Below are 25,640 nucleotides of genomic sequence, written 5' to 3'. Positions count from 1 at the left end.
CTCGTCATCCGGCTGGTGAGCTCCCGTCGTGCCGGGTGGGACGGTCATGGCCACGAGCCGCCGCCGGGCGTGCCTCCGCTATGTGCACGGGGTCCATGCGCGGTGCGTCCATGCGCGGTGCGTCCATGTGCGGTACGTCCATGCCGTGTGGCGGAGTGGTGGCGGGGGCGTCCGTGTGGGGAGCGGCCGTGGGGCGGACAGCCGTGTGGGAGGCGTCCGGGTGACCCTGTGCGGAGGTGTGCAGGGCGGACATGTGCGGGCCACCCATGTCGTCCAGGGCATCCAGGTGGGAGCGCTCCATGGGGGCCGCCTCCAGGTGCTGCTGGGCCTCCGCCAGGCCGATGCCCCGCTGGAAGGCCGCCATCAGGCCCGGGTCGTGCCCGGTGTGGACGTCGGTGTCCTGGCGGGGCGCGGGACCGTCGCGCAACTGGGGTGCGATGTGCTCCTGGGCGCGGCGGCGCGGGAGTTGGGGCTTGCCCATGGTCCCGCGAACCGCGCCCGTGCGGGGCGCGGCCGGCGCGGCCACGTTCTCGGCGACGACCCGCCGGTCGTCGGGCCGGATCCCGGGCACGGCCTCCGCGGGATTGGGCCGCTCCCCCTGGGCCCCCCGCACGGGCAGCGGCGCGGGCCCGCTCCCCTGCCCGGTGTCGTGACCACGACCGGCCGTACCGCCGCCCGCGACGGAGAAGTCGGCCCCGGCGCCGCCCGCCGGGCCGCTGCCCGCCGCGGGGGCGCCCCCAGGGCGGCCGGCCGGCGTGCTGCCGTGCGGCAGGACGGTGTCGGCCGTGCCGCTCTCCAGGCCGGAGCCACCCGGCACGGCACCGCCGGGCGTGCCGGAGGTGCCGTCACTCGTCATGGAACCGTTCACCGAGGTGCCGTTCGCAGCGGCGCCGCCCCGCGTACCGCCGCCCGCGCCGACACCGCCCCCGACAGGGCTCGCCGAGGTGTTGCCGCTCGGCGTCGCGACGGCGGCATGTGTGCTCTCCCACGGCTGCACCCGTCGCGGCGTCGGCGGGGGTGGCGGCACGACGCGGTGGCCGCCGGTCGCGGGACCCGGGCCGGACGACTGTGCGGGGGGCGCCGTGGCGCCGCGCGGATGCGGTACGGCCCCGGGAGCGCCCTGCGCAGAGCCCAACAGGCCCTGCGGTACGACGAGTACGGCCTGGACGCCGCCGTAGATGTTGGTCTGCAGCCGGACGTGGATGCCGTGCCGCCGCGCCAGTTGCGAGACGACGAACAGTCCGATGCGGCCGTCCGCCAGCAGGCTCGCGACGTTGACCTGGTCGGGGTCGGAGAGCAGCGTGTTCATCTTCTTCTGCTCGGCGACCGGCATGCCCAGACCCCGGTCCTCGACCTCCACGGCGAGCCCCGAGGTGACGAGGTTGGCCCGCAGCAGCACCTGGGTGTGCGGGGCGGAGAACACCGTGGCGTTCTCGACCAGTTCGGCCAGCAGATGGATGACGTCGGCCACGGCGTGCCCGCGCAGGGTGCCGTCGATCGGCGGCACCAGCTTGACCCGGGAGTACTGCTCGACCTCGGCGATGGCGGAGCGCAGCACCTCGGTCATCGACACGGGATGGCTCCACTGCCGGCGGGAGACGGCACCGCCGAGGACGGCGAGGTTCTCCGCGTGCCGGCGGATCCGGGTGGCGAGATGGTCGACGTGGAAGAGGCCCTTGAGGAGGTCGGGGTCCTCCATCTCGTTCTCCAGCTCGTCCAGGATCGAGATCTCCCGGTGCACCAGCGACTGCAACCGCCGGGCCAGGTTGACGAACACCTCGAGCTTCTGTTCGCTGCCCGCCTGGCTGGAGAGCTGCGCGGCCTGCACGACGGCGGTGACGGCGCCGTCGTGCGCCCGGCTCAGGTCGGCGGCGAGCAGTTCGAAGTCGTCCGCGTCGTCGGCGGGCGCGCCGCGCGGCGTGCGCTGGGGCGGGGTCTCGCCGCGGCGCAGCGCCTCGACCAGCGCGCGCAGATCGGCCTCGCCGCGCGCGGCGCTGCGGCGCAGGGCGGCGACGCGGTCGCTCACGGTCCGGGCGGCCCGGTCGGCGGCCACGGCCGCGGTCACGATGCCGGCCAGCGCCACCGAGACGGCGCCGCCCAGCACGCCCCACAGGGTGAGCCCGGGCCGGACCCCGGCGGAGCGGACGGTGAACAGCACGGCCGCGCCGGCGCTCAGGGCGACCGCGATGGGCGGCAGCACGGCGAGCCGCAGCAACTGGGGCCGTATGTGGGTCTCGGGCAGCGAGGCAGCGGTGCGGGCGACGGGCCGTCCGTGCCGTCCGCCCTCACGGCGGTCTGCGCGTGCGGCCGGTGCGCGGAGGTGAGACATCGGTGTCCTCGTCGTACGGGTCCGTCGGTGCCCGGGGCGCGGGCTGCGCGGTTCGGGCAGGGGTTGCCCGATGGACACTCACAGTAGTCGCCAAGGCAACATGTGCGGTGGGCAGTTGACAAAGTCCCACGCGAAGCGTCCCGCTCTGGTATGAGGCTTCGTACGACAGACCGATAAACACGGCGGGCAGCCGATCTGGATCGAGAAAAGATCGATCAGTGCTGGTCAGAAGCAGTCGGCAGAAATGATCGAGGGCCGGGGAGCCATCGCTCCCCGGCCCGCTCGGATTGCCGCCGACTGCCGCCGTCCGCCCGCTCGCCGACCGGACCGGACCGTTTCGGACGCTCCCCGGACCCCGGGGAGTCATCCCCTGAACGTCACTGTCCGTGTCAACGGTCGACGCGTTCTCACGCCTTCGGCTGGGTGAAGCGGATGCTGTTGCCGAAGGGGTCCCGCAGGCCGCAGTCGATGCCGTACGGGCGCTCGGTGGGCTCCTCGGTGAACTCGACGCCCTTGGCCCGCAGCGTCTCGTACGTCTTGCGGCAGTCCTCCGTGCCGAAGATGAGGAAGCCGCCCGTCGCCCCCTTGGTCAGCAGGTCGCGGACCTGCTCCGCGGTCTCCTCGGACAGGCGCGGCGGGCCGGGCCGCTCCAGCAGGACCTCACGGTCGGGCTGCCCGGGGACGTTGACGGTGAGCCAGCGCATGAAGCCGAGGTCGGCGTCGGTGTTGACCTCCAGGCCGAGCTTGCCGACGTAGAAGTCGAGGGCCTCGTCCTGGTCGAGTACGTAGATCTGCGAGTGCGTGATTCCTGTGAACATGGGCATCACGCTACGAGCCCGGCCGTGCGAAAACTTATCCAAAACTGCTCAGTCGCCCGAACGCCGAGCGGAGCGCGACCGCGTGCGGACCGCCACCGCGTGCGGACCGCCACCGCGTGCGGACCGTCAGGCGCTCGGCCGCATCCACGCCATCGTGAAGCAGGTCGGCACGTCCAGCGCCACGGCCTCCTTGCGGTACTGGCGCGGCGAGCGGCCGACGACGTCGCGGAAGGTGCGGCTGAAGGTGCCGGGGCTGCCGAAGCCGACCTCGAAGCAGATGTCCGTGACGCTGCGGTCGGTCTCGCGCAGCAGGAACATCGCGCGTTCGACACGGCGGCGCTGGAGGTAGCGGTGCGGGGTCTCGCCGAAGGTGGCGCGGAAGGTGCGGGCGAAGTGGGCCGGGGAGACATGCGCGATCCGCGCCAGGGCCGGCACGTCCAGGGGCTGCGCGTAGGCACGGTCCATCGCGTCCCGGGCCCGCAGCATCCGGCGGTTGGTCTCTTCGGTGGCGCGGCTCACGGCGCCATCACACCACGGGTCCGCGCAGGGCGGCGAGGTCGGGGCCGGGCAGGTGGATCCAGCCCTCCCGCAGTGCGGCGGCACGCTCGTCCGCGGTGGACGGCCACCGGGTGTCGCCCACCAGGACGGCACGGGCGACCAGGGCGCAGACCAGCGCGTCGAGGTGGTCGTGGCTGGCGACGCACCGCGTGCGCACCTCGTCCGCCAGCGCCCGCCCGAGCCCCGTCTCGAGGGACCCGAGCACGTGCTCCCGCACGGCCCGCGCCTCGGGTGTGGCGTTCTTGTAGCTGCCCGTGAAACGGATGCCCCACAGCCGCAGCGCGGCCGCGGGGTACACCTCGGCGACCGGTCCGGAGCCGTCCCTCGGCACCGATCCGGTGCCGAGGGCGGCCAGGAGGCGGGCCGCCCGGAGCGCGACCACGCCGAGGAGGTCGGTGGAGACGGACAGGGGCGGCCGCATCGCGGTCGCCTTCCAGGTGAGGTCGTCGGTCAGCCGGAACCGCAGCGGGTCCAGTCCCGGTCTGCCGTCCGTACGGTCCCCGAAGCGGGCCGGGGAGGGCAGCGGCAGCCCCTGATGGTGGGCCGCGATCGTCTCCACGAAGCCGGTCGGCCAGCCGAGCGGACAGTCCAGCCCCGTCTTGTCGGCACCACGGACCAGGGCGAGCAGCTCCTCGTCACCGTCCGGCATGACGAACTCCACCGAAGGCGTGCCCGCCTGGTCCCACTCCACCCGGCACACAGCGGTACGCCGAGCGCTGGCGGCGAGATCGACCCCGACGGTCACGACCTGCCGCGGCGGCATTCCGGGCCCCTCCCGCGCGTGCTCAGCCGACGCCCCGCATACGCACGCCCCGGCGTCGCTCCCCTGAGCACACGACCACCCCGTGGTCCCCGTCGGTCGCCGCGGCCCGCCTCACCCGGCCGGCACCGTCTCCGGATCCCCGCTCCCCTCGACGCCCCTCGCGTCGGCCTGTTCCTTCGCCGCCGAGTCCGCCGCCGTCTTGATCGCGGCCCCGGTGACGGCCTCCGCCGTCGGCCAGCCGCCCGCCGGTTCCTGGGCCACCGCGCGCCACCAGGGATCGCCGGGGACGGTCTCGGCGGTGGGCTCGAAGGGCTCCCCGGGCCGGGGCAGGGCGATACGGGAGCCGGTGGCGTGGGCGGCGGCGACCGTGCCCTCGCCGGGCTCGGCCCAGGGGTGGGTGGCCAGGTTGAAGGTGGCCCAGTGGATCGGCATCATCACGCCGTGCGGCGCTCCGCCCTGGAGGTCGAGGTGGGCGCGCATGCCCTCCTCGGGCGTCATGTGGATGTCCGGCCAGAAGTCGGAGTAGGCGCCGATCTGGATCATCGTGGCGTCGAACGGACCGTGCGCGGCGCCGATGTCCTTGAAACCCTCGAAGTACCCGGTGTCGCCGCTGTGGTAGACGCGGTGCTCGTCCCCGGCGACCGACCAGGACGCCCAGAGCGTGTGCTGGGTGTTGCGCATGCCGCGTCCGCAGAAGTGGCGGGCCGGGGTGGCGGTGAGGGTGAGGCCGCCGATCCTGGTCTCCTCGTGCCAGTCAAGCTCGCGGATCCTGTCGGCGGAGACGCCCCACAGCTCCAGGTGCTCGCCGACGCCCAGCGGAACGGCGAACAGGGTGTCCGTGCCGGCCAGCGCCTTGATGCTGGGCATGTCCAGGTGGTCGTAGTGGTCGTGCGAGATGACGACGACGTCGACCGGACCGAGCGCGGCGAGCGGCAGCGGCACGGGGTGCAGTCGCTTCGGGCCGACGAAGGAGAACGGGGAGCAGCGCTCGCCCCAGACGGGGTCGAACAGGACCCGGTGTCCGTCGATCTCCGCGAGCACGCTGGAGTGCCCCATCCAGGTCAGCCGCAGCCCCGTGGCGGGCGGCCTGGCGATGTCCGCGAGGGTGGTGGCATGCACCGGGATGTTCCCCTTGGGGGCACGCCGGGGCCGCTCCTCCTTGTCGAAGAAGACCTTCGCGAAGTCCGTCATCGAGGCGGAGGGCCGGATCCGGGCGGTGCCTCCGGGGTTCTGGAAGACGCCGTCCTTGAAGTGGGGCGATCTGCGGATGCGCGCCATGCGCTCACCGCTCGGGTCCGCGCCGAAGGCCGCGGGCTGCAGCGCGCGGAGCCCGGAGCTCAGGGGACGGAAACCGGACACGGGACCTCCAGGTGGAGTCGGAGAGGCATTCCATTATGGTCGCCCCCTCCGACAACACCGGGATCGTCCCGTTCCTGCCGGTCGCTTTCCAAAGAAAGCCCAAAGAAACCCAGCCCCTCCCCTTCGGTCCCCGGCCGGACGACCGTGCCGTTGACACGGGACCCGACCGCTCCCGATACTGACCCGCGATTCAGTAATCTCCCGGCGGGCCGCCCCTCCCCGAGACCCCGTCCGCCCCGCCCCTGATCACCCCCGTCGAGGAGACCGCATGACCGCGCCCCTGATGTCGCTCACCTGGACCGACCACCTCACCGGCCGCCAGGGGTTCCTCGTCGTCGACCGGCTGGTGCGCGGCGTCGCCAGCGGCGGGCTGCGCATGCGCGCGGGCTGCACCCTGGAGGAGGTCGCCGGGCTCGCGCGCGGGATGACCATGAAGGAGGCGCTGCACTACAACCCGGAGGGCCGCTACATCCCCCTCGGCGGGGCGAAGGGCGGTATCGACTGCGATCCCCAGGACCCGGGGGCGTACGGGCTGCTGGTGCGCTATCTGCGCGCCATGAGGCCGTACATCGAGAGCTTCTGGACCACCGGTGAGGACCTCGGTCTCACCCAGGACCTGGTGGACCGGGCGGCGGCCGAGGCGGGGCTGGTCTCCTCCATCCAGGCCGTGTATCCGCTGCTGGACGACGAGGCGACGGCCCGGCGGCGGCTCGCGGACGCGTTCGCGGTCGAGGTGGACGGCATCGGGCTGGACGAACTGGCCGGCGGCTGCGGGGTCGCCGAGTCGGCGCTGGCCGCACTGGACCGGGCCGGCGTGCCGTACGAGGGCACGCGGGTCGCGGTGCAGGGGCTCGGCACCATGGGCGGTGCGACGGCGCGCTTCCTCACGCGCGCGGGGCTCACCGTCGTCGCCGTCGCCGACATCAAGGGCACGATGGTCAACCCGGCGGGCCTGGACGTGGAGGCGCTGCTGGCCGCGCGGGACGCGTACGGCACCGTCGACCGCGCCGCCCTGCGCCCCGAGGACCGTGAACTGCCGGGTGACGCCTGGCTGTCCGCCGACGCGGAGGTGCTGGTGCCGGCAGCCGTGTCGTACGCGATCGACGCCGCCGAGCAGGAGCGGATCACCGCCCGCTGGATCGTCGAGGCGGCCAATATGCCGGTGCTGCCCGAGGCGGAGCAACTTCTCGCCGCGCGCGGGGTGACCGTGCTGCCGGACGTGGTCGTCAACTCCGGGACGAACGCGTGGTGGTGGTGGACCCTGTTCGGGGACATCGGCGCCGACGCGGACGAGGCGTTCGCCCACACCCGGCGCTCGATGCGGGCCCTGGTGGAGCAGATGCTGGCCCGCGCGGAGGCGCACGGGACGACCCCGCGAGCGGCCGCGCACGCGATCGTCGCGGACCGGCTACCGGTGATCGCCGAGCGGTTCGGGTGGTATCGGTGACCGCGGCGGACAAGCCGCCGTACCCGAGGTCCTGCCTTACGCCGAACCGGAATCCGCGCACGCCGCCGGGTAGGGTCGGGCCCGTGAGCGTTCGACTGTGCTGTCTGCTGTGGGCGCGCCCCGGTGCCGCCGGGGCGCTGGCCGCGTACGAGGACAAGGTGTTGGCCCTGCTCGGCGAGCACGACGGGCGGCTGCTGCAGCGCGCCCGCACCGACGGCGCCGAGGACCGGCCGGACGAGATCCAGCTGATCGAGTTCGCGTCGCAGGCCGGCTACGACGGGTTCATGGCCGACGAGCGCCGCACCGCCCTGGCAGCCGAGCGTGACGCGGCCGTCGCCCGCACCGACCTCTACCCCGTGGACCTCGTCGAGCCGTGACCTCGCCCGACACGGCCGGCGGCGACGGAATAGGGTGACCGCGTGGCGAGAGTGCGGTTGAGCGTGGCGGAGCGGCGTGAGGAGTTGCTGCGGGCCGCCATCGAGCAGATCGAGGCGCGGGGCGTGGCGGCGGTCAGGATCGCCGACGTGGCCTCGGCGCTCGGCGTGAGCAACGCGCTGGTGCTGTATCACTTCTCGACCAAGGAGAAGCTGGTGGCCGCCGCGTTCACCCACGCGGCCGAGGACGACCTGGCCCATCTGCGCAAGCTGCTCGGCCGGCGCACCACGGCGCTGCGGCGGCTGCGTTCGGCGGTGCGCTGGTACGCGCCGACCGGGCAGGCCAAGGGCTGGCGGCTGTGGATCGAGGGCTGGGCGGCCGCCCTGCGCGAACCCGTGCTGCAGGAGGTCACCCGCGACCTCGACCGGCGGTGGAAGGCGGCGCTGGCCGAGGTCATCGCGGAGGGCGTGGCCGCGGGCGAGTTCCGCTGCCCCGACCCGATGGGCACGGCCCTGCGGCTGACGGCTCTGCTGGACGGGCTCGCCGTACAGCTGACGTCCTACCCGGGCGCGGTGTCACGGGCCCGCGCCCAGGACTGGGTGGACGAGGCGCTGGCCCGCGAACTGGGGCTGGAGCGGGAGGCGTTGACCGCGACGGAGCGGTGAGCCGCAGGCGTTGACCGCGAGGGAGCGGTGAGCTCCCCGCACGCCTCGCCCTCAGGCCACCGGTGCGATCCGCATCTTGATGTCGTCCGGGGACAGCGCGCCCTTGGCCGTCACATGGTCGCCCGAGGACTCCCCGCGCAGCCGGCGCCCGATCCACGGCACCAGGTACTCGCGCGCCCAGTGCACGTCGTCCCGCCGCACCTCGAGGGTGCCGCGCGGCGGCAGCGGCGGCCAGGGCTGGTCCGGGTCGGCCGGAACCTCCAGACCGAGGACCTGACCCGCGCGCAGCGCCACGCGCGTGTGCCCCTCGGGCGAGAGGTGCAGCCGGTCGTCGTCCCAGGCCCTGCGGTCCTGCACGGTCTTCAGCGACCACAGGTCGAGCACGGGGCAGCCGTACCGGTCGGCGATGGCCCGGACATGCCCGTTGTAGGTGGCGATCTTGCCGCGCAGGTGCTTGAGCACGGGCACGCCACGGGTGTCGAAGCCCGTCGTCACCATGACGGTGCCGGCGGCCGCGGTGAGCCGGGCGACCGCGCGCTCGAAGCGCTCGGCGACCTCGTCCGGGTCGGTGCCGGGCCGGATGATGTCGTTGCCGCCGGCACAGAAGGAGACCAGGTCCGGGGCGAGTTCCTCGGCCTGCGGGACCTGGTCCGCCACGATCTGGTCGAGCAGCTTGCCGCGCACGGCGAGGTTGGCGTAGGCGAAGTCGCCCTCGGGCCGCCGGTCCGCGAGCAGCACCGCGAACCGGTCCGCCCAGCCGACCATGGCTCCGTCGGGGCCGGGATCGCCGACGCCCTCGGTGAAGCTGTCCCCCACCGCGACGTACGACCCGATCACTGCCCTGCTGTCTCTGCTGTCACTTTTCGAATCGTCTGCCACGGCGGCCATGATTCACCTTCGAATGTGACCTACGCGACCGTAAGCGAGGGTTGACGGTCGGTGAGATAAGCCACGTCCAAAGGGTTGCCCAAGGCAGGAATATCTTTCGGATCACCGATGTTGACGGGTCAACCGCCAGACGGCGAAGTCGCTGATCCGGAAGTGGCTCCAGGTCGTCCGGAAGGCGAAGTGGCCACTCGTGTACGGCTCCGGGTCGCTGTAGTCGAACACCAGCCGCCCGTTGTTCCACCAGCGGACCGTCGGCCCGTCGGAGACGATCCGGACGCGGTTGGGCCGGTTCGCGGCCAGCAGCGGCTCGGTGTAGTCGTAGACGAGGGGACGCACCCCGGGCTCGCCGACGTAACGGCGCAGCCGGGTGGTGGTGTTGGTGTTGGCGCCGTAGCCCACGTAGTACGTCCTCAGGTAGTCGTACTCCGCCAGCGCGCCGCCGCGGTGGGTGGCGAACAGGTCGTCCGGGGAGCGGACGTCGGTGGCGTTCCAGAAGTTGTTGAGGTCGGAGACCCGGTCGTTGACACCGCCCGCGGCGACGGCCGTCGCGGTGTACTCGATGACGTACGGTCCGTCGAGCCGCTGCCGGAACCAGACGGTGGCCCCGGCCGGCACGTCCACCTCCAGCGTCCCGTGAGCCGCTGCGACCGTGCCGCCCTGCTCCAGTTCGACGGCCCACTTCGTCAGGCCGTGCCGGAAGTCGTCGTGGGCGATGAGCCGGCCCCTGCGGCGGGGCGCGGCGCTCGCGGCGCCGGCGGGCGCGAGGGGGGCCAGTGCGGCGCCGGCGGCCAGGGTGGCGAAGGCTCTGCGGGTGGGCGTCACGTCGGGCGGTCTCCTTGGCGGATGGAAAGCGCTTGCACATCGGACGGGGATCACTCTGGCCGCGAGCGCCCGCCTTGTCGACACCGCCTGACGACCTGTTCGCACGACCGCAACACCGAAGGCCGGACCCGGGGATCGGGGTCCGGCCTTCGGCGGCGTGTCAGGCGCGCGGTCGGCGGGGGGTCAGCCGACGGCGACGCCCTTGGAACGGAGGTAGGCGACCGGGTCCACGTCGGAGCCGTAGTCCGGCGTGGTGCGGATCTCGAAGTGCAGGTGCGGGCCGGTCACGTTGCCGGTCGCGCCGGAGAGACCCAGCTGCTGGCCCGCGCTCACGCTCTGGCCGACCGAGACGGAGATCTGGGAGAGGTGGCCGTACTGCGCGTAGTGGCCGTCGGCGAGCTTGATGACGATCTGGTTGCCGTACGCGCCGCCCCATCCGGCGGTGACGACGGTGCCCGCGCCCACGGCCTTGACCGGAGTGCCGGTCGGGACGACGAAGTCGACGCCGGTGTGGTAGCCGCTGGACCACATGCTGCCGGCGACGTGGTAGCCGGTGCCGATGGTGCCGCCGCTCACCGGCAGGGTGAAGCCGGTGCTGGTCGACTCGGCGACCTGGGTGACCTTCGGCGCCTTCGACGCCTTCGACGCCTTCGCCGCCTTCGCCGAGGAGGATGCGCTCGACGAGGAGGACGAAGAGGCGGCGGAGGACGAGGACTTGGTGGCGCCGGTCGTCGCCTTGCCGCCGAGGGTGAGCTTGAGGCCCGGGTGGATCAGCGACGGGTCGTCGCCGACGGCCTGGCGGTTGTCCGCGTACAGCTTCTGCCAGCCGCCCCGGACGTGCTGCTCGTCGGCGATCTTCGAGAGGTAGTCGCCGGCCCGGACCGAATAGGTGCGCACACCCGTGTTGTTGGCGTTCGCCTTCTTCTCGGTCGCCTTCTTCTCGGCGGCCGGAAGCGACTGGACGGTCTTTTCGGAAACCGACTGGGAAACCGACTGGGAAACCGACTGGGAAACGGACTGCGCGGTGGCCGCGTGGGCGCCGGTGGCCCCTATGAGCGGGAGGGCGAGAGCGGCGCCACCGGTTCCGGCGACGGCGATGGAGCGGGTGAAGCGCTTGGGCTTCGGGCGGCGGTGCTTACCCTTCGCGGGCATGGCGAATTCCTCTCCGTCGCCTGCGAGGTGAGCTGTCGGGTGCGGGCTGGAGATGCCCGGCCGCGTTTTCGGCGCGGCTTTACCCCTAGCCGTTCCGGAGACCGGAACAGGCGTCGTACCTGTGGGTCCCCCGCTCCTGCCGTTCACGGGTGAGTTGTGCGGGCTCCGGGCGGCGGCAGGATTGGGCGTCCGTCCGGATTGGTGGCGAACGTAAGCGACCAAGACGCAAAGGGACAAGCGGGAGTTCCCTGTGAATGCCTTTCTGTTGATCGACTGTGAGAATTCACGGTCACCCTCCGTGAATTACAGTTCCACCCTTTTGCCCAAACTCCCTTGAAAACCCTGCGAATTACGTGAACATGACGCGCCACGCACCGTCACGGATATGACGCTCCTCACGTGACAGTGCTCCAGCATTCCCCATTCCAGAGCGAGTTGGAATGAAGACACCAATTCGGACAGACGACTCAGATGCGACGCAGCCGGATGACTGCCGCATCGAGGTCGCCACGCAGCGCGGTGTCCAGCCCGTGGTGCAGCAGTACGGCCCCACGGTGAATTTCGCCCGTTTCAAGGCATTCATACGACGCTGTCGGGTCGAGGCCGCGCAGCCGCAGGGCCGGTACGGGCTCGCCGTAGCTCTGTGCCTGGAGCCAGGCCAGGACGACTGACTCGTCCCCGCGCACGTACTGCACGGCGCTGAGCCCGCCCGTCGGCGGCCGCAGCCGGTGGAGGTCCCCGTGCTGCACCAGGGGACGGATCTCCTTGTAGAGGCTCACCCAGTCACCGGCCTCGGCGAGCTCCTCCTCGGTCCACTGCGTGAGGTCTCCGCCGACGCCCAGCACACCCGCCATGGCGCTGACGAACCGGAAGCCCAGGGAGCTGACCCGGTCGTTGAGCTGGGTGTTGGGGCTGTCGGTGACCCAGGCGGCCATCACGCGCGCGGGATGGATCTGGCTGAAGCCGTGCTGGATGGCGAGCCGGTCGAGCGGGTCGGTGTTGTCGGAGGTCCACACCTGGTCGGTCCGACTCATGATGCCGAGGTCGATCCGGCCGCCGCCGCCCGAGCAGGACTCGAAGACGACGTCCGGGTGGGCCGCCCGCAGCCGGTCCAGCAGTGCGTACAGCGCGCGGACGTGGTCGACCCACAGGCGCTGCGGGTAGGGGTCGCCGGGCCAGCCGGCGTCGGTGAAGCAGCGGTTGAAGTCCCACTTGACGTAGTCGATCGGCGCGCTGGACAGGAGCGTGTCGAGCTGCCGCCACAGGTACTCCTGGACGTCCTCGCGGGCCAGGTTCAGCACCAGTTGGTTGCGGAACTCCGTCCGCGTTCGTCCCGGTTGGTACTGCACCCAGTCGGGGTGGGCGCGGTAGAGGTCGCTGTCCGGGTTGACCATCTCGGGCTCGACCCAGATGCCGAACTGCATGCCGAGCGCGTGCACGTGGTCGGCGAGCGGCGCCAGGCCCTTGGGGAAGCGGTCGGGGTTGGGCGTCCAGTCGCCGAGCCCGGCACGGTCGCTGGTGCGCCTGCCGAACCAGCCGTCGTCGACGACGAACAGCTCGACACCGATGGCGGCGGCCCGGCGGGCCAGCGCCCCCTGCTGCTCCTCGGAGATGTCGAACTCCGTCGCCTCCCAGGAGTTGAACAGCACCGGCCGGTCCCGGTCCGCGTCCGGGACGACGTACGCGCGCTGGTAGGCGTGCCAGGCGCGGCTCGCGCCTCCGAAGCCGCCGTCGCTCCACAGCCCGGCGAACACGGGGGTGGTGTACGACTCCCCCGCGGCCAGGAGCAGCAGCCCGGAGTCGTCGTAGCCGGCGCCTCCGGTGATCTGCACCCGGGCGTCCGGGAGCTGCGCCACCGCGATCCGCCAGGAACCGGACCAGCCGAGCGCGCAGCCGTAGACCTCGCCGCGCTCCTCGGTGGCGTCGGTGTCGAGGGCGACCCAGGGCAGGTGCTGGTGCCCGGTGTGGCCGCGGCGGCTGCCGATGACCTTCTCGCCGTGGGTGAGCGGCGCGGCGGTCAGCAGGGACTCGGCGGCCCAGCGGCCGTGCAGCTGGGAGAGCCGCCAGCCCTCGCGGTCGGGCAGCGTCCAGGTGGCGGCGTCGGCGCGCAGCAGCTCAAGGGGCGCCGGTCCCTCGTTGTCGAGGGTGACCCAGCGTTCCACGACGTCGTGCCGCATGCGGTAGTGCAGCGTGATGACGAGCCCGCCGTCCCGGAAGCGCAGCCGCAGATGGTCGCCCTCCGCCTCGTGCGCCTCGAAGCGCCACTCGGTGCCGCGCCGCTCCTCGGTGCGCACGGACAGGGCGGGCCGCGCGAACCGGGGGCCGCCCTCGACCGGGTACTCCTCGCGGCCGTCCAGCGGCGACTCGAAGGGCCGGTAGACGGGCAGCGGGCGGACGGCGAGCGCCTCGGCGTCCGCGAGCGCGATCCGCGGACCCCAGTGCAGGTGCAGAAGCTCGTCGCCCTCGGTCAGATGGACGGCGTACCCGCTGGCCGGACCGGTCAGGAGCCAGGTACGGCCGTTCTCGGAGATCTCCAGCATCAAGCCCCCACACGTTCGAACAGGTGCGATCAAGCGGCAACATCATCAACGTGTGGGGGCCCCGGCGGCAACGCCTGTGGACAACTCATTGCCTCAGGAACGCATGTCGTATCGTCGAGGAGGTGCCCGTCGTCGAGCCGTGCCGACGGGGCCGACCCGGAGGAGGCCCCGTGACGCAGCAGATCCCGTCGACCGAGCCCGAGCTGACCGCCGTGCGCAACTTCCGCGACGTGGGCGGGCTTGCGACGACGGACGGCAGGCGGGTGCGCCACGGAGTGCTGTTCCGCAGCGGCCATCTCGCGCACGCCACGGAGGAGGACGCCGCGTTCCTCTCCTCGCTGGGGCTGCACACGATCTTCGACTTCCGCAACGCGGCGGACCAGAAGCTGGAGGGCCCGGACGTCGAGCTGCCGGGCGTGCGCAACGTGAACCTGCCGCTGTCGGATCCGGCGGACGGCTCGGGGTTCTGGAAGATGGTCCGGGACGGCGAGATCGACCAGCTGCGCGAGATCCTCGGCGACGGCAAGGCGGCCGACCGCATGATCGTCTCCTACCGCACGATCATCAGGGAGCGCACCGCCGAGCACGCGCGTGTGCTGCGTTCGCTCGCCGAGGACAGCGTGCCCGCGCTGATGCACTGCGCGGCGGGCAAGGACCGCGCGGGCCTGTCCATAGCCGTGACCCTGCTCGCGCTGGGCGTCGAGCGGGAGGCGATCGTCGCCGACTACCTGGAGTCCAACGCCAAGCACCGCCGCTACCAGGTGCGGCGCAGCAGCTCCTCCAGCGCCGGCTACTCCCCCGAGGTCATGGAGCTGCTCAGTCCCCTGTTCGAGGCGCGCGCCGAATATCTGGAGGCGGCCTTCGAGACCATCGAGGAGACGTGGGGCGGCGTCGACGCCTATCTGGAGCGGGGTCTCGGGGTGACGCCGGAGATCCGCGAGCGGCTGCGGGAGCGGCTGCTCGACTGACCGCGGGCTACTTGGCGCCGACCTCGAACAGCAGGTAGATGAAGGCCGCGAACAGGTGCCCGACGGCGATGTAGATGATCAGGCGCACCCACAGGGCGCGGGGGAACTTCTCTTCCATGTTGCTGTTGCTCATGGCATGTCTCCGATGAGTGGGCCCAGGCACAGCGTGGCCGTGGGACTCTGCAGAAGGGTGTGGACGAACAGGAGCTCGACGCCGTCGGCGTCCTGGGCTGCGATCCGGTGCGGGGTCAGCGAGTCGAAGTGCGCGCTGTCCCCCGGTCCGAGCCGGTGCGTGGTGTCGCCGAGGCGCAGCCGCAGCCGCCCCGCGAGGACATACAGCCACTCCTCGCCGGGATGGACGCGCACGATGTCGCCCTGCGAGCCGTGCGGCACACGCACCCGCAGGGCCTGCATCCCGCGCGCGGACGCCCCGGCCTGCCAGTAGGTCCAGCCGCCGGCGACGGTCGGTTCCATGTCGGCGGCGCGTACCACGGCGTCCCGTTCTGCGACCGTCTCGCCGAGCAGCTCCGAGACGGTTGTACCGTAGATACGGGCAAGGCTGAGCAGTACCGGCAGTGAGGGCTGGCGCTGCCCGGTCTCCAGCCGGGAGAGATGGGCCGGTGACAGCCCTGCGGTGCGCGCCGCCGCCTCCAGGGTGAGGGCGGCACGCCGACGCAGGGCGCGGAGCTGCGGCGCGACGGCCGGCAGGACCTCGTCCGGCCCGGCCGGGGGCTCGGTCTCGGGAGAGCTCATGTTCTCCATTCAGCCGCATTCTTGCCTGTGGGGCAAATTTCTTGCCTCAGAGGCAAAAGCGACCGGGAAGCCGGCTCGCGAGATCACTCCTTGACGGTCGTCGTCGTGTACGCCTTGTGCCGTACGTCGGGGTCCGGGTGCCTGCGCAGCCGCCGCAGCAGCGCCCGCCACTTCTCGGGCCAGCCGAAACTTCCGGCCGTCGCGGAGACCAGCTGTGCCGCGAGCAGGCCGGAGGCCGTGCCTCCGTCGTCGGCCAGCCGCTCGGCCGCCGCCAGCACGGCCGCGCCGCGCTCGGGCCGGGCCCGGTGCGCCCAGCCCGCCTCCAGCCGGCCCGACACCTCCAGCGCGACGGCCGTCCCGGTGCCCTCCAGCGCCTCCGCGAGGTCCAGCAGCCGCCCGAGCAGCTGGTCCGGCTCCTCGGTGCGGTCGGCCAGTCGGCGCAACAGGCCCGCGCGTTCGGCCGCCAGCAGCGGTTCCGGCGCCAGCAGCGCGGCGGTCCGCGCGAGCACGTCGCTTCGTTCGACGGCGTTGTACGAGGGCGACACCAGGGTCCGCAGCCGTTGCAGCGCCGGCAGGTCCCGGTCCTCCAGCGCCTCGCCGCCGCCCCCGGGGGTGTGCATCGCGGCCAGCAGCCGCATCACCGCGTCGTGGTAGGCGCTGCCCGGGGACACGCCGCCGACCGGATGCGGGATGTCGGACATGACGAGAAAGACAGTCCTTCGAGTGCGGAGAGCAACTACTCCGCGGTGGTCGGCATCCGGCGATTGTGCCGCAGGGTGATCGCTCGTGCGATCGATTATTGGGCGGCCGGGGTCTGTTCAGGAGCCCGGCCGCCGAGCGCGTCAGCGGTTGGCGACCGCCTGCTTCACGAGCGTCTTGCTGAAGTCCCACATCAGCCCGCCGCCGCTGTGCGCGTCGTCCATGACGGCCGTGAAGGCGTCCACGAACCGGTCGACCTCCGGCTCCCCGACGACCAGCGGCGGGATCAGCTTGATCACCTCCAGGTGGTCGCCGGAGACCTGGGTGAGGATCCGGTGCCGCTGCAGCAGCGGTACGACGACCATCTGCGCGAACAGCCCCTTGCGGGCGGCCTGCAGCATGGTCCAACGGCTGCGCAGCTTCAGCGACTTGGGCCTGCCGAACTCGATGCCGATCATCAGGCCCCGGCCGCGTACGTCGGCGAGCAGCTCGTACTTGTCGATCAGGGCCGCCAGCCGGGACTTCAAGCGGTCGCCCGTACGGCGGGCGTTCGCGACGATCTGCTCGTCCTCCATGACCGACAGCACGGCGAGGCCGGCCGCCATGGCCTGGGCGTTGGAGCCGAAGCTGGCGGAGTGGACCAGCACCCGGTCCATGGACGAGTAGACCTTCTTGAAGATCCAGTCCCTGCCGAGGGTGGCGCCGACGGGGACGTAACCGCCGGACAGGGCCTTGGCCACGCAGACCAGGTCCGGTTCGACGCCCTCCTCGTGCTGGTAGGCGTAGAAGTCGCCGGTGCGGCCGAGGCCCGTCTGGACCTCGTCGGCGATGAGCAGCGCCTTGTGCCGGCGCAGGAGTTCCTGGGCGGCGCGCAGATAGCCGGGCGGGGTCTCGTGCACACCCTTGCCCTGGATCGGCTCGACGATCAGGGCGGCGACGTCGCCCTTCCGCAACTCCCGTTCCAGCGCCTCGAGATCACCGAGCGGAACGGCGGTGTCGGGCAGCAGCGGGGCGAAGCCGTCGCGGAAGCCGTCCTCGCCGTTGACCGACAGCGAACCGGTGGTCAGCCCGTGGAAGGCGTGGTCGCAGTACAGGACGCGCGGCCTGCCGGTGGCGAACCGGGCGAACTTCAGAGCGGTCTCCACCGCCTCCGTACCGCTGTTGCCGAAGAACACCCGGTCCAGGTGCGGGCTATAGGTCAGCAGCTTCTCCGCGAGCAGTCCCGGCAGCGGCTGGCAGTCGAAGCGGGTGAGGTCGGCGAGCTGGGCGTCGAGGACGTCGTGCAGCGCCTTGCGGACGACGGGGTGGTGGCGGCCGACGCCCATCACCCCGAACCCGGCGAGCATGTCCAGGTAGTCGTTGCCGTCCGCGTCCCAGAAGTGGGCGCCCTCGGCCCGCTCGTAGACCTTGTCGAAGCCGATCGTGTGCAGCATGCGCGGGAGTTGGTGGTTCAGGTACTTCCCGTGCAGCTCGTAGCGCTCGGCTCCGCGTTCGGCCAAGAGTGCGCCGAGGTCGAACTCCTTGGTCATTCAGCCCTCTCCTTGACGGTGCCGTCCGTCCGTTCCTTGACGGCCAGGGTGTCCTCGGCCTCCTTGACGGCGAGGCTCGCGCTGATCCGGCCGGCCACCTCCACCGGCGTGAGGCCGATGTCGGCCAGCACCTCGCCGCGCTTGGCGTGCGCGAGGAACTGCTCCGGGATGCCGAACCGCCGTACGGGGACGTCGACTTCGGCGTCCGAGAGGGCGAGGGCGACGGCCGAGCCCACTCCGGCGGAGCGGCTGTTGTCCTCGACGACGGCGACCAGCCGGTGCTCGGCGGCCAGGCCCGGCAGCGCGGGGTCGACGGGCTTGACCCAGCGCGGGTCGACGACCGTGCAGGAGATCCCGCGCGCCTGGAGCAGCTCGGCGGCCTGCAGGCACACCGGCGCCATCACGCCGACGGCGACCAGCAGCACCTCGGGGGTGCCGGGGCCACGGTGCAGGACGTCGAGGCCGCCGATCCGGTCGACGGCCGGGATCTCGGGTCCCACCGACTCCTTCGGGAAGCGGACCAGGGTGGGCGCGTCGTCGACGGCGACGGCCTCGCGCAGCTGGGCGCGCAGCTGGTCGGCGTCGCGCGGCGCGGCGATCCTGAGGCCGGGGACGACCTGGAGGATCGACATGTCCCACATGCCGTTGTGGGAGGGCCCGTCGACGCCCGTGACGCCGGCCCGGTCCAGCACGAACGTCACTCCGCAGCGGTGCAGGGCCACGTCCATCAGCAGCTGGTCGAAGGCGCGGTTGAGGAAGGTGGCGTAGACGGCGACCACGGGGTGCAGGCCGCCGGTCGCGAGGCCCGCCGCGCTCACCGCCGCGTGCTGCTCGGCGATGCCCACGTCCCACACTCTGTCCGGGAACTTGGCGGCGAACTTGCCGAGCCCCACCGGGTGCAGCATCGCCGCGGTGATCGCGACGACATCCTCCCGCTCCTGACCGATCCGGACGATCTCGTCGCCGAACACCGAGGTCCAGGACGGGGAGTTGGACGGCGTGAGCGGCTCGCAGGTGAGCGGGTCCATCACGCCGACGGTGTGGAAGTGGTCCTCCTCGTGGGCGAGGGCGGGCTCGTAGCCGCGGCCCTTCTCCGTGAGGCAGTGGATGAGGACCGGGCCGTGGAAACGTTTCGCGCGCCGGAGCGCGGACTCCACGGCGCCGATGTCGTGTCCGTCGATCGGGCCGACGTACTTCAGGCCCAGGTCCTCGAACATGCCCTGCGGGGCGAAGGCGTCCTTGAAGCCCTTCTTCGCGCCGTGCAGGGACTCGTAGATGGTGGTGCCGACGACGGGCGTGCGCAGCAGCACGTCCTTGCCCCAGGCGAGCACCTTCTCGTAGCTGTCGGTGGTGCGCAGGGTGGCCAGGTGGTTGGCGAGGCCGCCGATGGTGGGCGCGTAGGAGCGCTCGTTGTCGTTGACGACGATGATCAGCGGCCGGTCCTTGGCGGCCGCGATGTTGTTCAGCGCCTCCCAGGCCATGCCGCCGGTCAGCGCGCCGTCGCCGATGACCGCGACGACATGGCCCTTCTCGCCCTGCACCTCGCGGGCCTTGGCGAGACCGTCGGCCCAGCCGAGCGCGGTGGAGGCGTGGCTGTTCTCGACGATGTCGTGCTCGGACTCCTCGCGCGAGGGGTAGCCGGACAGGCCGCCCTTGCCGCGCAGCTTGGAGAAGTCCTTGCGCCCGGTGAGGATCTTGTGGACGTAGCTCTGGTGGCCGGTGTCCCACACGATGCGGTCGACGGGCGACTCGAAGACCCGGTGCAGCGCGATGGACAGTTCCACCACGCCCAGGTTGGGCCCCAGGTGCCCCCCGGTCCTGGCCACCGCGTGCACCAGGAACTCCCTGATCTCCTCGGACAGTTCGCGAAGTTCGCTCTCGGACAGCGCCTTCAGGTCGCGTGGTCCCCGGATGTTCTCCAGAATCGTCACGGTCGGGCCCCCTTCGGTCCGTGCTGTTCAACTCACGGTGACGGCCGGCTCCCCCGACGCGACGCCGTCCTGTTCCATCTGCTCGGCGATCTTCATCGCCTCCTCGATGAGGGTCTCCACGATCTTCGACTCGGGGACGGTCTTGACGACCTCGCCCTTGACGAAGATCTGCCCCTTGCCGTTGCCGGAGGCGACCCCGAGGTCCGCCTCCCGCGCCTCACCGGGACCGTTGACCACACAGCCCATCACGGCCACCCGCAACGGGACTTCCATGCCCTCCAGGCCCGCCGTGACCTCGTCGGCGAGCTTGTAGACGTCGACCTGCGCCCGACCGCAGGACGGACAGGACACGATCTCCAGCCGCCGCTGCCTGAGGCCCAGCGACTGGAGGATCTGGATGCCGACCTTGACCTCCTCGACGGGCGGGGCCGACAGGGAGACCCGGATGGTGTCGCCGATGCCCTGGGAGAGCAGCGCGCCGAAGGCGACCGCCGACTTGATCGTGCCCTGGAACGCCGGGCCCGCCTCGGTCACGCCGAGGTGCAGCGGGTACTCGCACTGCGCGGCGAGCTGCTTGTACGCCTCGATCATCACGACCGGGTCGTTGTGCTTGACCGAGATCTTGATGTCCCGGAAGTCGTGCTCCTCGAACAACGACGCCTCCCACAGCGCCGATTCGACCAGCGCCTCCGGCGTCGCCCTGCCGTACTTCTGCAGCAGGCGTTTGTCGAGGGAGCCGGCGTTGACGCCGATCCGGACCGGCGTGCCGTGGTCCTTGGCGGCCCGCGCGATCTCCTTGACCTGGTCGTCGAACTTCTTGATGTTGCCGGGGTTGACGCGTACGGCCGCGCAGCCCGCCTCGATGGCCGCGAAGACGTACTTCGGCTGGAAGTGGATGTCCGCGATCACCGGGATCTGCGACTTGCGGGCGATGGTCGCGAGGGCGTCCGCGTCGTCCTGCGTGGGGCAGGCGACGCGGACGATCTGGCAGCCGGACGCGGTGAGTTCCGCGATCTGCTGCAGGGTGGCGCCGATGTCCGACGTACGGGTCGTCGTCATCGACTGCACCGACACCGGGGCCCCGCCCCCGACCGCGACCGGCCCGACGTGGATCTGCCGCGACACGCGCCGTTCGGCGATCGGCCGGGCCGGTACCTCGGGGACGCCCAGGGAGATGGCGCTCACCTCGTCACTCCCGGTTTCCCGCGACCGTCTCGCGCATGGCGCGCAGGGACTCCTTCAGCGACCCCATGGTCGCGAGGACGGCGGTGGGCTCGTAGCCGCAGTGCGCCATGCAGTTGGCGCAGCGCGGGTCCTTGCCGCGGCCGTACTTGTCCCAGTCGGTCTTCTCGATGAGTTCGCGGTACGTCGGCACGTACCCGTCGCTCATCAGGTAGCAGGGCCGCTGCCAGCCGAAGAGCGAGTAGTTCGGGATCGCCCACGCGGTGCACGGGAAGTCGACCTTGCCCTCGAGGAAGTCGAGGAACAGCGGCGAGTGGTTGAAGCGCCACCTGCGCCGGTTGCCGCCCGCGAAGGCCTTCTTGAACAGCTCGCGGGTCTGCTCCACGCCCAGGAAGTGCTCCTGGTCGGGGGCCTTCTCGTAGGCGTAGGCGGGCGAGATCATCATCTCGTCGACCTTGAGGTCGTCGTTGAGGAAGTTGAGCACCTCGATGACGGTCTGCGGGGTGTCGGTGTTGAAGAAGGTCGAGTTGGTGGTGACCCGGAAGCCGCGCCGCTGGGCCTCCTTGATCGCCTCCACCGCCTCGTCGAACACGCCCTCCTTCGCGACGGACTCGTCGTGGCGCTCGCGCAGCCCGTCGATGTGCACCGCGAAGGCGAAGTACGGGGAGGGCTTGAACAGGTGCATCTTCTTGCGCAGCAGCATCGCGTTGGTGCACAGGAAGATGTACTTCTTCCGGGCCACCAACTGCCGCACGATCTCATCGATCTGAGGGTGCATCAGCGGCTCGCCGCCGGCGATGGACACCATCGGCGCACCGGACTCCAGTACCGCGCCCACGGCCTGCGCGACCGGCATGCGCTGCTTGAGCACGCCCGCCGGGTGCTGGATCTTGCCGCAGCCCTCGCACTTCAGGTTGCACGCGAAGAGAGGTTCCAGCTCCACGATCAGCGGGAACTTGTCCCGCTTGCGGAGCTTCTGTTCGGCCAGGTATGTAGCGACCTTGATGGACTGGCGCAGCGGCATGGCCATCTGGCTCACCTCCGGGGGAGCAGCAAAGAACGGTGCCATTCGAAGAAAGCGGGAAGTACGGAACGAAGGACGCGGAAGGCTGATATTCCACCGCGCACCGTGCCGATCCGGACGAGTTCATGTTCAGGAGCGTCCACGACCACCCGTACGGCCGCAACCGGGCGCTCGCCGGTGCGCACGGCGCTCAGGAGCGTCGCCGCCGATTCCATGTCGACCGCGATGGCGCCGGTCGTGAGCAGGTCCGACCGTTCCTGACCGCGGACGACGTGATCGGAGCCGGTGAGCGGCCCGGTGTGGACGGTGCGGCCGGGCACGGCGCGCACCAGTGCCTCGACCAGCAGCTCGGTGCCGACGCACGGGACCGTCCCGCGCGGATGCCGGGTCTCCTCGGCGACGACCAGGTCACCGGGATGCATGCCGGGGGCGAGCCCGGCACAGAAGCCGGTGGCCAGGACGGCGGCCCCGGCGAGCTCCGGCCGGGACAGCACCCGGGTGGTGGAGACCTCGGCCGCCTCGGGCCCCATGCCGGTGCGCAGCACGGTGACCGGCCCGCCGGCCCCGCCCCTCTCGCTCGTGCGCAGGGCGAAGCGTTCGATGCCGAGCGCGCAGGCGATCAGCAGCGGGGCGGGGGCGGGCCCGGTGGACATCAGCCCCCCTTGCCGACGGCCGCCACCACGGACGGCTCTCCGTGCACGTACCGGCCGAGGGCGGTCAGCGGGAAGACCTGCCGGTAGAGGTGGTAGTTGATGGAGAAGTCCCAGGGGAAGCCGGTTCCGGTGAAGTACGGCTCGTCCCAGGAGCCGTCCTCGCGCTGGGTGGCCGCGAGCCAGGCGACGCCACGCTCCACGGCCTTGGACTCCTGCTCCCCCGCCGCGAGCAGGGCCATCAGCGCCCACGCGGTCTGCGAGGCGGTGGAGGCGCCCTTGCCGCTCCACTTCCTCGCGTCCTGGTAGGAGCGCAGGTCCTCGCCCCAGCCTCCGTCGTCGTTCTGCACGGACTCCAGCCACGCCACCGCGCGCCGGATCGCCGGGTGCGAGCCGGGGAAGCCGGCCGCGACGAGGGCGGGGACGACGGAGCCGGTGCCGTAGACGTAGTTGACGCCCCAGCGCCCGAACCACGAGCCGTCCGGCTCCTGTTCGGCCAGCAGCCACTCGATGCCGCGCCGGGTGCGCGGGTCGTGGGAGAGGCCCTCGACGGCCAGCATCTCCACCACATGGGCGGTGACGTCGGCGGACGGCGGGTCGATGACCTCGCCGAAGTCGCAGAACGGCAGCCGGTTGGGGAAGGGGCTGGTGTTGTCGACGTCGAAGGCGCCCCAGGCGCCGTTCCTGGACTGCATGCCGAGATTCCAGCGCACGCCGCGCCCGATGGCCTTGTCCACCCGCTCCGGGTCGTGGTGCCTGACCCGGCGCAGCGCGAGGATCACCTCGGCGGTGTCGTCGATGTCGGGGTAGTTGTCGTTGTGGAACTCGAACGCCCAGCCGCCCGGGGGAAGTTGGGGCCGCTTGACGGCCCAGTCGCCCGGCCGGACGATCTCCTCGCCCAGCATCCAGTCGGCCGCCTTGACGAGTTGCGGGTGATCGGCCGGAACGCCCGCGTCGACGAGGGAGATGGTGGCGAGGCAGGTGTCCCACACCGGTGACTGGCAGGCCTCGATCATCCGGGCCCCGTCCTCGCGCCACACCGCGAACCGGTCGAGCGAGGCCAACCCCTCGCGCATCACGGGATGTTCGAGGTCGTAGCCGAGCAGGTACAGGGCGATGACCGAGTAGACGGCCGGCGGCTGGATGCCTCCCCAGCAGCCGTCGTTCTCCTGCCGCTCGATGATCCAGCGGGCCGCGGAGTTCATCGCCGCCCTGCGCAGCCGGCGCGGCACGACCTTGCGCAGCTGGTGCAGCGCCTTGTCCAGGCGCTGGAAGGCGCCGTCCCAACTGGCCACCGGGGCAAGGGGCCTGGGCGGATTGGGCTGGGCGGGGTCGGTGTGCAGTTCGTCGAGCGGGAAGGGCGCGGGCCGCACCGGCCGCTTCGCGGAGACGATCGTCAGCGGGACGATGGTCTGCCGGGCCCAGCACCCGAAGTCGTAGATGTTCAGCGGCATCCACTGGGGGAAATAGATCAGCTCCGGCGGCAGTTCGGGCAGATCCTCCCACTTCCACCAGCCGAAGAGCGCGAGCCAGATCCGGGTGAAGACCCGGGCCGCGGCGATGCCGCCCTGGTCCCGGATCCACGCGGAGGCCCTCGCCATGTGCGGGGCGTCCGGCTCGTCGCCGGCCAGGCGCAGGGCGACGTATGCCTCGATGGTGGTGGACAGTTCGCCGGGTCCGCCGTAGAAGGTGGCCCAGGTGCCGTCCGCGCGCTGCTCGCCGCGGATGAAGAGTCCGGCGGCGTGCCGCGTGGAGTCGTCGAGGATGCCCAGGAACTGCCGCAGCAGCAGGTCCTCGGCGTCCATCGTCACATTGGTCTCGAGGTCGCCCTTCCACCAGCCCTGGGCGTCCTGCCGCGACAGCAGGAAGTGGGTGGAGCGTTGTACTGCGCGTACGGCGGCGTCGCGTACCCCCGCCGCCACGGGGGTGGTGCTGTCGGTTTCGCTGGCCGAGGCAGCTCGGGGCGACACGGCCCCGGTGCTTCCGTCGGTCGTCGCTGTCATGGCTTCCCCTTCTGGCAGTCGTGCGAGTCGTGCTGCTGTGGGTCCGCCGTCGGCCGGTGCCGGAAACGTCCTGCCGGCACCGGCCGGCGACTACGCGAGGGCTATTCGACCGATAATGATCATCTCTTCCGTACGACGACGAAGTCGGCGAGCGCCGCGAACCGGTCCCGTACCGGATCGGGCATGTCGATGGCGTGCAGCGCCTCCACGGCGACCGTGTGCTGGCGGCGGGCCTCCTCGGCCGTCCACTCGCGGCCGCCCGCCTCCTCGATGAGGGCGGCGCGGGCGGCGAACTCCTCCTCGGAGAAGTTCTCGAAGTCGCTGCTCTTGGCGTCGGCGGCGAGGATCTCGCCGAGCCGCTCGGAGGCCGGGCCGCCGGCCGCGAGGGCGGCCACCACCGGCAGGGACTTCTTGCGCTGGCGCAGGTCGCTCCAGGTCTGCTTGCCGGTGGAGACCGGGTCGCCCCAGATGCCGAGCAGGTCGTCGACGGCCTGGAAGGCGAGGCCGAGGTGGTAGCCGTACTTCTCCAGCGTGTCGGCGGTGCGGTCGTCGGCGCCGCCGAGCACCGCGCCGATGGAGGAGGCGCAGGCGAGCAGGGCGCCGGTCTTGTTGCCCTCCATCTCCAGGCACTCCTCGACGCTGACCCGGTCGCGGTGCTCGTAGGAGATGTCCTGGGCCTGGCCGTCGATCAGGGCGCGGGTGGCGGTGGTGAGGCGGCGGGTGGCCCGGCCGGCCTCGACCGAGCCGAGTTCCAGCAGGACCTCGTTGGCGAGGGCGAACAGGGCGTCGCCCACGAGGATCGCCTGGGCGGGGCCGTGCACCTTCCACACGGTGTCGCGGTGGCGGCGCTGTTCGTCGCCGTCCATCAGGTCGTCGTGCAGCAGGGAGAAGTTGTGGACGAGTTCGACGGCGACGGCGCCGGGGATGCCGACCTCGGGCGCCGCGCCGGTGACCTCGGCGGACAGCACGGCGAGGGCGGGGCGCACGGCCTTGCCGCCGTCGCCGTCGGCGGGGTTGCCCTCGGCGTCGATCCAGCCGAAGTGGTAGGCGGCGACGGTGTCCATGGGAGGGGCCAGACGGTCCACGGCCGCCCGCAGTACCGGTGTGGCAAGGGTCCGGCCGCGCTCCAGGAGCGCGGTCACGTCCACTGCGGTCGCTCGATCGGCCGTCTCGGCCGGGGGCACA

At 71.7% G+C, this 25,640-nt stretch carries 23 protein-coding genes and 1 riboswitch; of the genes, 4 read left to right on the top strand and 19 right to left on the bottom strand.

The window, feature by feature from the left end; translation table 11 throughout:
• Window positions 1–4: 4 nt before the first annotated feature.
• The 5 genes from MKW14_RS02480 to MKW14_RS02460 form a co-directional block, all read right to left on the bottom strand.
• On the bottom strand, window positions 5–2,329 hold the full coding sequence (locus tag MKW14_RS02480) for a sensor histidine kinase (RefSeq protein ID WP_240858466.1): 2,325 nt from the start codon (window positions 2,327–2,329) through the stop codon (window positions 5–7).
• 407 nt (window positions 2,330–2,736) lie between these two features.
• Window positions 2,737–3,147 (bottom strand): VOC family protein, encoded by a 411-nt coding sequence (locus MKW14_RS02475; protein WP_240858465.1) that lies wholly within the window; start codon window positions 3,145–3,147, stop codon window positions 2,737–2,739.
• Window positions 3,148–3,273: 126 nt separating this feature from the next.
• Window positions 3,274–3,666, bottom strand: a complete 393-nt coding sequence (locus tag MKW14_RS02470; protein ID WP_240858463.1) for a helix-turn-helix domain-containing protein — start codon at window positions 3,664–3,666, stop codon at window positions 3,274–3,276.
• A gap of 7 nt (window positions 3,667–3,673) precedes the next feature.
• Complete coding sequence (locus MKW14_RS02465) at window positions 3,674–4,468, bottom strand: DUF429 domain-containing protein (RefSeq protein ID WP_240858462.1); 795 nt, start codon at window positions 4,466–4,468, stop codon at window positions 3,674–3,676.
• Window positions 4,469–4,579: 111 nt separating this feature from the next.
• Window positions 4,580–5,827 carry an MBL fold metallo-hydrolase gene (locus MKW14_RS02460; RefSeq protein WP_240858461.1) on the bottom strand — a complete coding sequence of 416 codons (1,248 nt, stop codon included), beginning with the start codon at window positions 5,825–5,827 and terminating at the stop codon, window positions 4,580–4,582.
• Between the two features lie 268 nt (window positions 5,828–6,095).
• Here MKW14_RS02460 and MKW14_RS02455 point away from each other — a divergent pair, with 268 nt between their 5' ends.
• From MKW14_RS02455 to MKW14_RS02445, 3 genes are all read left to right on the top strand, one after another.
• Window positions 6,096–7,274 carry a glutamate dehydrogenase gene (locus MKW14_RS02455; RefSeq protein WP_240858460.1) on the top strand — a complete coding sequence of 393 codons (1,179 nt, stop codon included), beginning with the start codon at window positions 6,096–6,098 and terminating at the stop codon, window positions 7,272–7,274.
• A gap of 83 nt (window positions 7,275–7,357) precedes the next feature.
• On the top strand, window positions 7,358–7,651 hold the full coding sequence (locus MKW14_RS02450) for a hypothetical protein (protein WP_240858459.1): 294 nt from the start codon (window positions 7,358–7,360) through the stop codon (window positions 7,649–7,651).
• A 42-nt stretch (window positions 7,652–7,693) separates the two neighbouring features.
• Window positions 7,694–8,314 carry a TetR/AcrR family transcriptional regulator gene (locus MKW14_RS02445; RefSeq protein ID WP_240858458.1) on the top strand — a complete coding sequence of 207 codons (621 nt, stop codon included), beginning with the start codon at window positions 7,694–7,696 and terminating at the stop codon, window positions 8,312–8,314.
• Between the two features lie 51 nt (window positions 8,315–8,365).
• Here the strand turns inward: MKW14_RS02445 and MKW14_RS02440 are convergent, their stop codons facing one another.
• The 4 genes from MKW14_RS02440 to MKW14_RS02425 form a co-directional block, all read right to left on the bottom strand.
• Window positions 8,366–9,151, bottom strand: coding sequence for an SGNH/GDSL hydrolase family protein (locus MKW14_RS02440; protein WP_240858927.1), 786 nt, complete (start codon window positions 9,149–9,151; stop codon window positions 8,366–8,368).
• A gap of 153 nt (window positions 9,152–9,304) precedes the next feature.
• Window positions 9,305–10,024, bottom strand: coding sequence for a DUF6250 domain-containing protein (locus tag MKW14_RS02435; protein WP_240858457.1), 720 nt, complete (start codon window positions 10,022–10,024; stop codon window positions 9,305–9,307).
• Between the two features lie 183 nt (window positions 10,025–10,207).
• A complete protein-coding gene (locus MKW14_RS02430) occupies window positions 10,208–11,176 on the bottom strand; it encodes a M23 family metallopeptidase (RefSeq protein ID WP_240858456.1) in 969 nt (322 codons plus the stop codon).
• Window positions 11,177–11,180: 4 nt separating this feature from the next.
• Window positions 11,181–11,338, bottom strand: a riboswitch (cyclic di-AMP (ydaO/yuaA leader).
• Window positions 11,339–11,643: 305 nt separating this feature from the next.
• Window positions 11,644–13,716, bottom strand: a complete 2,073-nt coding sequence (locus MKW14_RS02425) for an alpha-galactosidase (protein ID WP_240858455.1) — start codon at window positions 13,714–13,716, stop codon at window positions 11,644–11,646.
• A 170-nt stretch (window positions 13,717–13,886) separates the two neighbouring features.
• Between MKW14_RS02425 and MKW14_RS02420 the strand changes: the two genes are divergently transcribed.
• Window positions 13,887–14,684 (top strand): tyrosine-protein phosphatase, encoded by a 798-nt coding sequence (locus MKW14_RS02420; protein WP_240858454.1) that lies wholly within the window; start codon window positions 13,887–13,889, stop codon window positions 14,682–14,684.
• 7 nt (window positions 14,685–14,691) lie between these two features.
• Here MKW14_RS02420 and MKW14_RS02415 read toward each other — a convergent pair whose 3' ends face one another.
• From MKW14_RS02415 to MKW14_RS02370, 10 genes are all read right to left on the bottom strand, one after another.
• Window positions 14,692–14,817, bottom strand: coding sequence for a DUF6126 family protein (locus tag MKW14_RS02415; RefSeq protein ID WP_099932732.1), 126 nt, complete (start codon window positions 14,815–14,817; stop codon window positions 14,692–14,694).
• Window positions 14,814–15,437, bottom strand: a complete 624-nt coding sequence (locus MKW14_RS02410; protein ID WP_240858453.1) for a helix-turn-helix domain-containing protein — start codon at window positions 15,435–15,437, stop codon at window positions 14,814–14,816. The genes MKW14_RS02415 and MKW14_RS02410 overlap by 4 nt, the downstream gene beginning before the upstream one ends.
• A gap of 83 nt (window positions 15,438–15,520) precedes the next feature.
• The gene (locus MKW14_RS02405; protein ID WP_240858451.1) at window positions 15,521–16,138 is read right to left on the bottom strand and encodes a hypothetical protein; all 618 of its coding nucleotides are present in this window, start codon (window positions 16,136–16,138) and stop codon (window positions 15,521–15,523) included.
• 141 nt (window positions 16,139–16,279) lie between these two features.
• Complete coding sequence (locus MKW14_RS02400; RefSeq protein WP_240858449.1) at window positions 16,280–17,665, bottom strand: aspartate aminotransferase family protein; 1,386 nt, start codon at window positions 17,663–17,665, stop codon at window positions 16,280–16,282.
• Complete coding sequence (gene dxs, locus MKW14_RS02395) at window positions 17,662–19,596, bottom strand: 1-deoxy-D-xylulose-5-phosphate synthase (RefSeq protein ID WP_240858448.1); 1,935 nt, start codon at window positions 19,594–19,596, stop codon at window positions 17,662–17,664. Before dxs ends, MKW14_RS02400 begins: the two co-directional genes overlap by 4 nt.
• 27 nt (window positions 19,597–19,623) lie before the next feature.
• Window positions 19,624–20,781 carry a flavodoxin-dependent (E)-4-hydroxy-3-methylbut-2-enyl-diphosphate synthase gene (gene ispG, locus MKW14_RS02390; protein ID WP_240858447.1) on the bottom strand — a complete coding sequence of 386 codons (1,158 nt, stop codon included), beginning with the start codon at window positions 20,779–20,781 and terminating at the stop codon, window positions 19,624–19,626.
• Window positions 20,782–20,785: 4 nt separating this feature from the next.
• A complete protein-coding gene (hpnH, locus tag MKW14_RS02385) occupies window positions 20,786–21,808 on the bottom strand; it encodes an adenosyl-hopene transferase HpnH (RefSeq protein ID WP_240858446.1) in 1,023 nt (340 codons plus the stop codon).
• A gap of 5 nt (window positions 21,809–21,813) precedes the next feature.
• Window positions 21,814–22,455 (bottom strand): 5'-methylthioadenosine/S-adenosylhomocysteine nucleosidase family protein, encoded by a 642-nt coding sequence (locus tag MKW14_RS02380; RefSeq protein WP_240858444.1) that lies wholly within the window; start codon window positions 22,453–22,455, stop codon window positions 21,814–21,816.
• Window positions 22,455–24,455, bottom strand: coding sequence for a squalene--hopene cyclase (gene shc, locus MKW14_RS02375; RefSeq protein ID WP_240858443.1), 2,001 nt, complete (start codon window positions 24,453–24,455; stop codon window positions 22,455–22,457). The genes MKW14_RS02380 and shc overlap by 1 nt, the downstream gene beginning before the upstream one ends.
• Window positions 24,456–24,574: 119 nt before the next feature.
• Window positions 24,575–25,639: a polyprenyl synthetase family protein gene (locus MKW14_RS02370; RefSeq protein ID WP_240858926.1), complete on the bottom strand. Its 1,065-nt coding sequence runs from the start codon at window positions 25,637–25,639 to the stop codon at window positions 24,575–24,577.
• Window position 25,640 lies beyond the last annotated feature (1 nt).

Origin of the sequence: Streptomyces gilvus (assembly GCF_022513565.1) — a bacterium.
Lineage (GTDB): Bacteria > Actinomycetota > Actinomycetes > Streptomycetales > Streptomycetaceae > Streptomyces > Streptomyces gilvus.
Note: the sequence above shows the minus strand (reverse complement) of the source record. Positions and strands in the feature narration are given on the sequence as shown.

Excerpts from the sequence above, each read along its gene's own strand:
- MKW14_RS02425 (WP_240858455.1), bottom strand. The coding sequence starts at position 13,716 with ATGCTGGAGATCTCCGAGAACGGCCGTACCTGGCTCCTGACCGGTCCG.
- MKW14_RS02415 (WP_099932732.1), bottom strand. The coding sequence starts at position 14,817 with ATGAGCAACAGCAACATGGAAGAGAAGTTCCCCCGCGCCCTGTGGGTG.
- MKW14_RS02430 (WP_240858456.1), bottom strand. The coding sequence starts at position 11,176 with ATGCCCGCGAAGGGTAAGCACCGCCGCCCGAAGCCCAAGCGCTTCACC.
- MKW14_RS02410 (WP_240858453.1), bottom strand. The coding sequence starts at position 15,437 with ATGAGCTCTCCCGAGACCGAGCCCCCGGCCGGGCCGGACGAGGTCCTG.
- MKW14_RS02465 (WP_240858462.1), bottom strand. The coding sequence starts at position 4,468 with ATGCCGCCGCGGCAGGTCGTGACCGTCGGGGTCGATCTCGCCGCCAGC.
- shc (WP_240858443.1), bottom strand. The coding sequence starts at position 24,455 with ATGACAGCGACGACCGACGGAAGCACCGGGGCCGTGTCGCCCCGAGCT.
- hpnH (WP_240858446.1), bottom strand. The coding sequence starts at position 21,808 with ATGGCCATGCCGCTGCGCCAGTCCATCAAGGTCGCTACATACCTGGCC.
- MKW14_RS02400 (WP_240858449.1), bottom strand. The coding sequence starts at position 17,665 with ATGACCAAGGAGTTCGACCTCGGCGCACTCTTGGCCGAACGCGGAGCC.
- MKW14_RS02475 (WP_240858465.1), bottom strand. The coding sequence starts at position 3,147 with ATGTTCACAGGAATCACGCACTCGCAGATCTACGTACTCGACCAGGAC.
- MKW14_RS02455 (WP_240858460.1), top strand. The coding sequence starts at position 6,096 with ATGACCGCGCCCCTGATGTCGCTCACCTGGACCGACCACCTCACCGGC.
- MKW14_RS02480 (WP_240858466.1), bottom strand. The coding sequence starts at position 2,329 with ATGTCTCACCTCCGCGCACCGGCCGCACGCGCAGACCGCCGTGAGGGC.
- MKW14_RS02405 (WP_240858451.1), bottom strand. The coding sequence starts at position 16,138 with ATGTCCGACATCCCGCATCCGGTCGGCGGCGTGTCCCCGGGCAGCGCC.
- MKW14_RS02380 (WP_240858444.1), bottom strand. The coding sequence starts at position 22,455 with ATGTCCACCGGGCCCGCCCCCGCCCCGCTGCTGATCGCCTGCGCGCTC.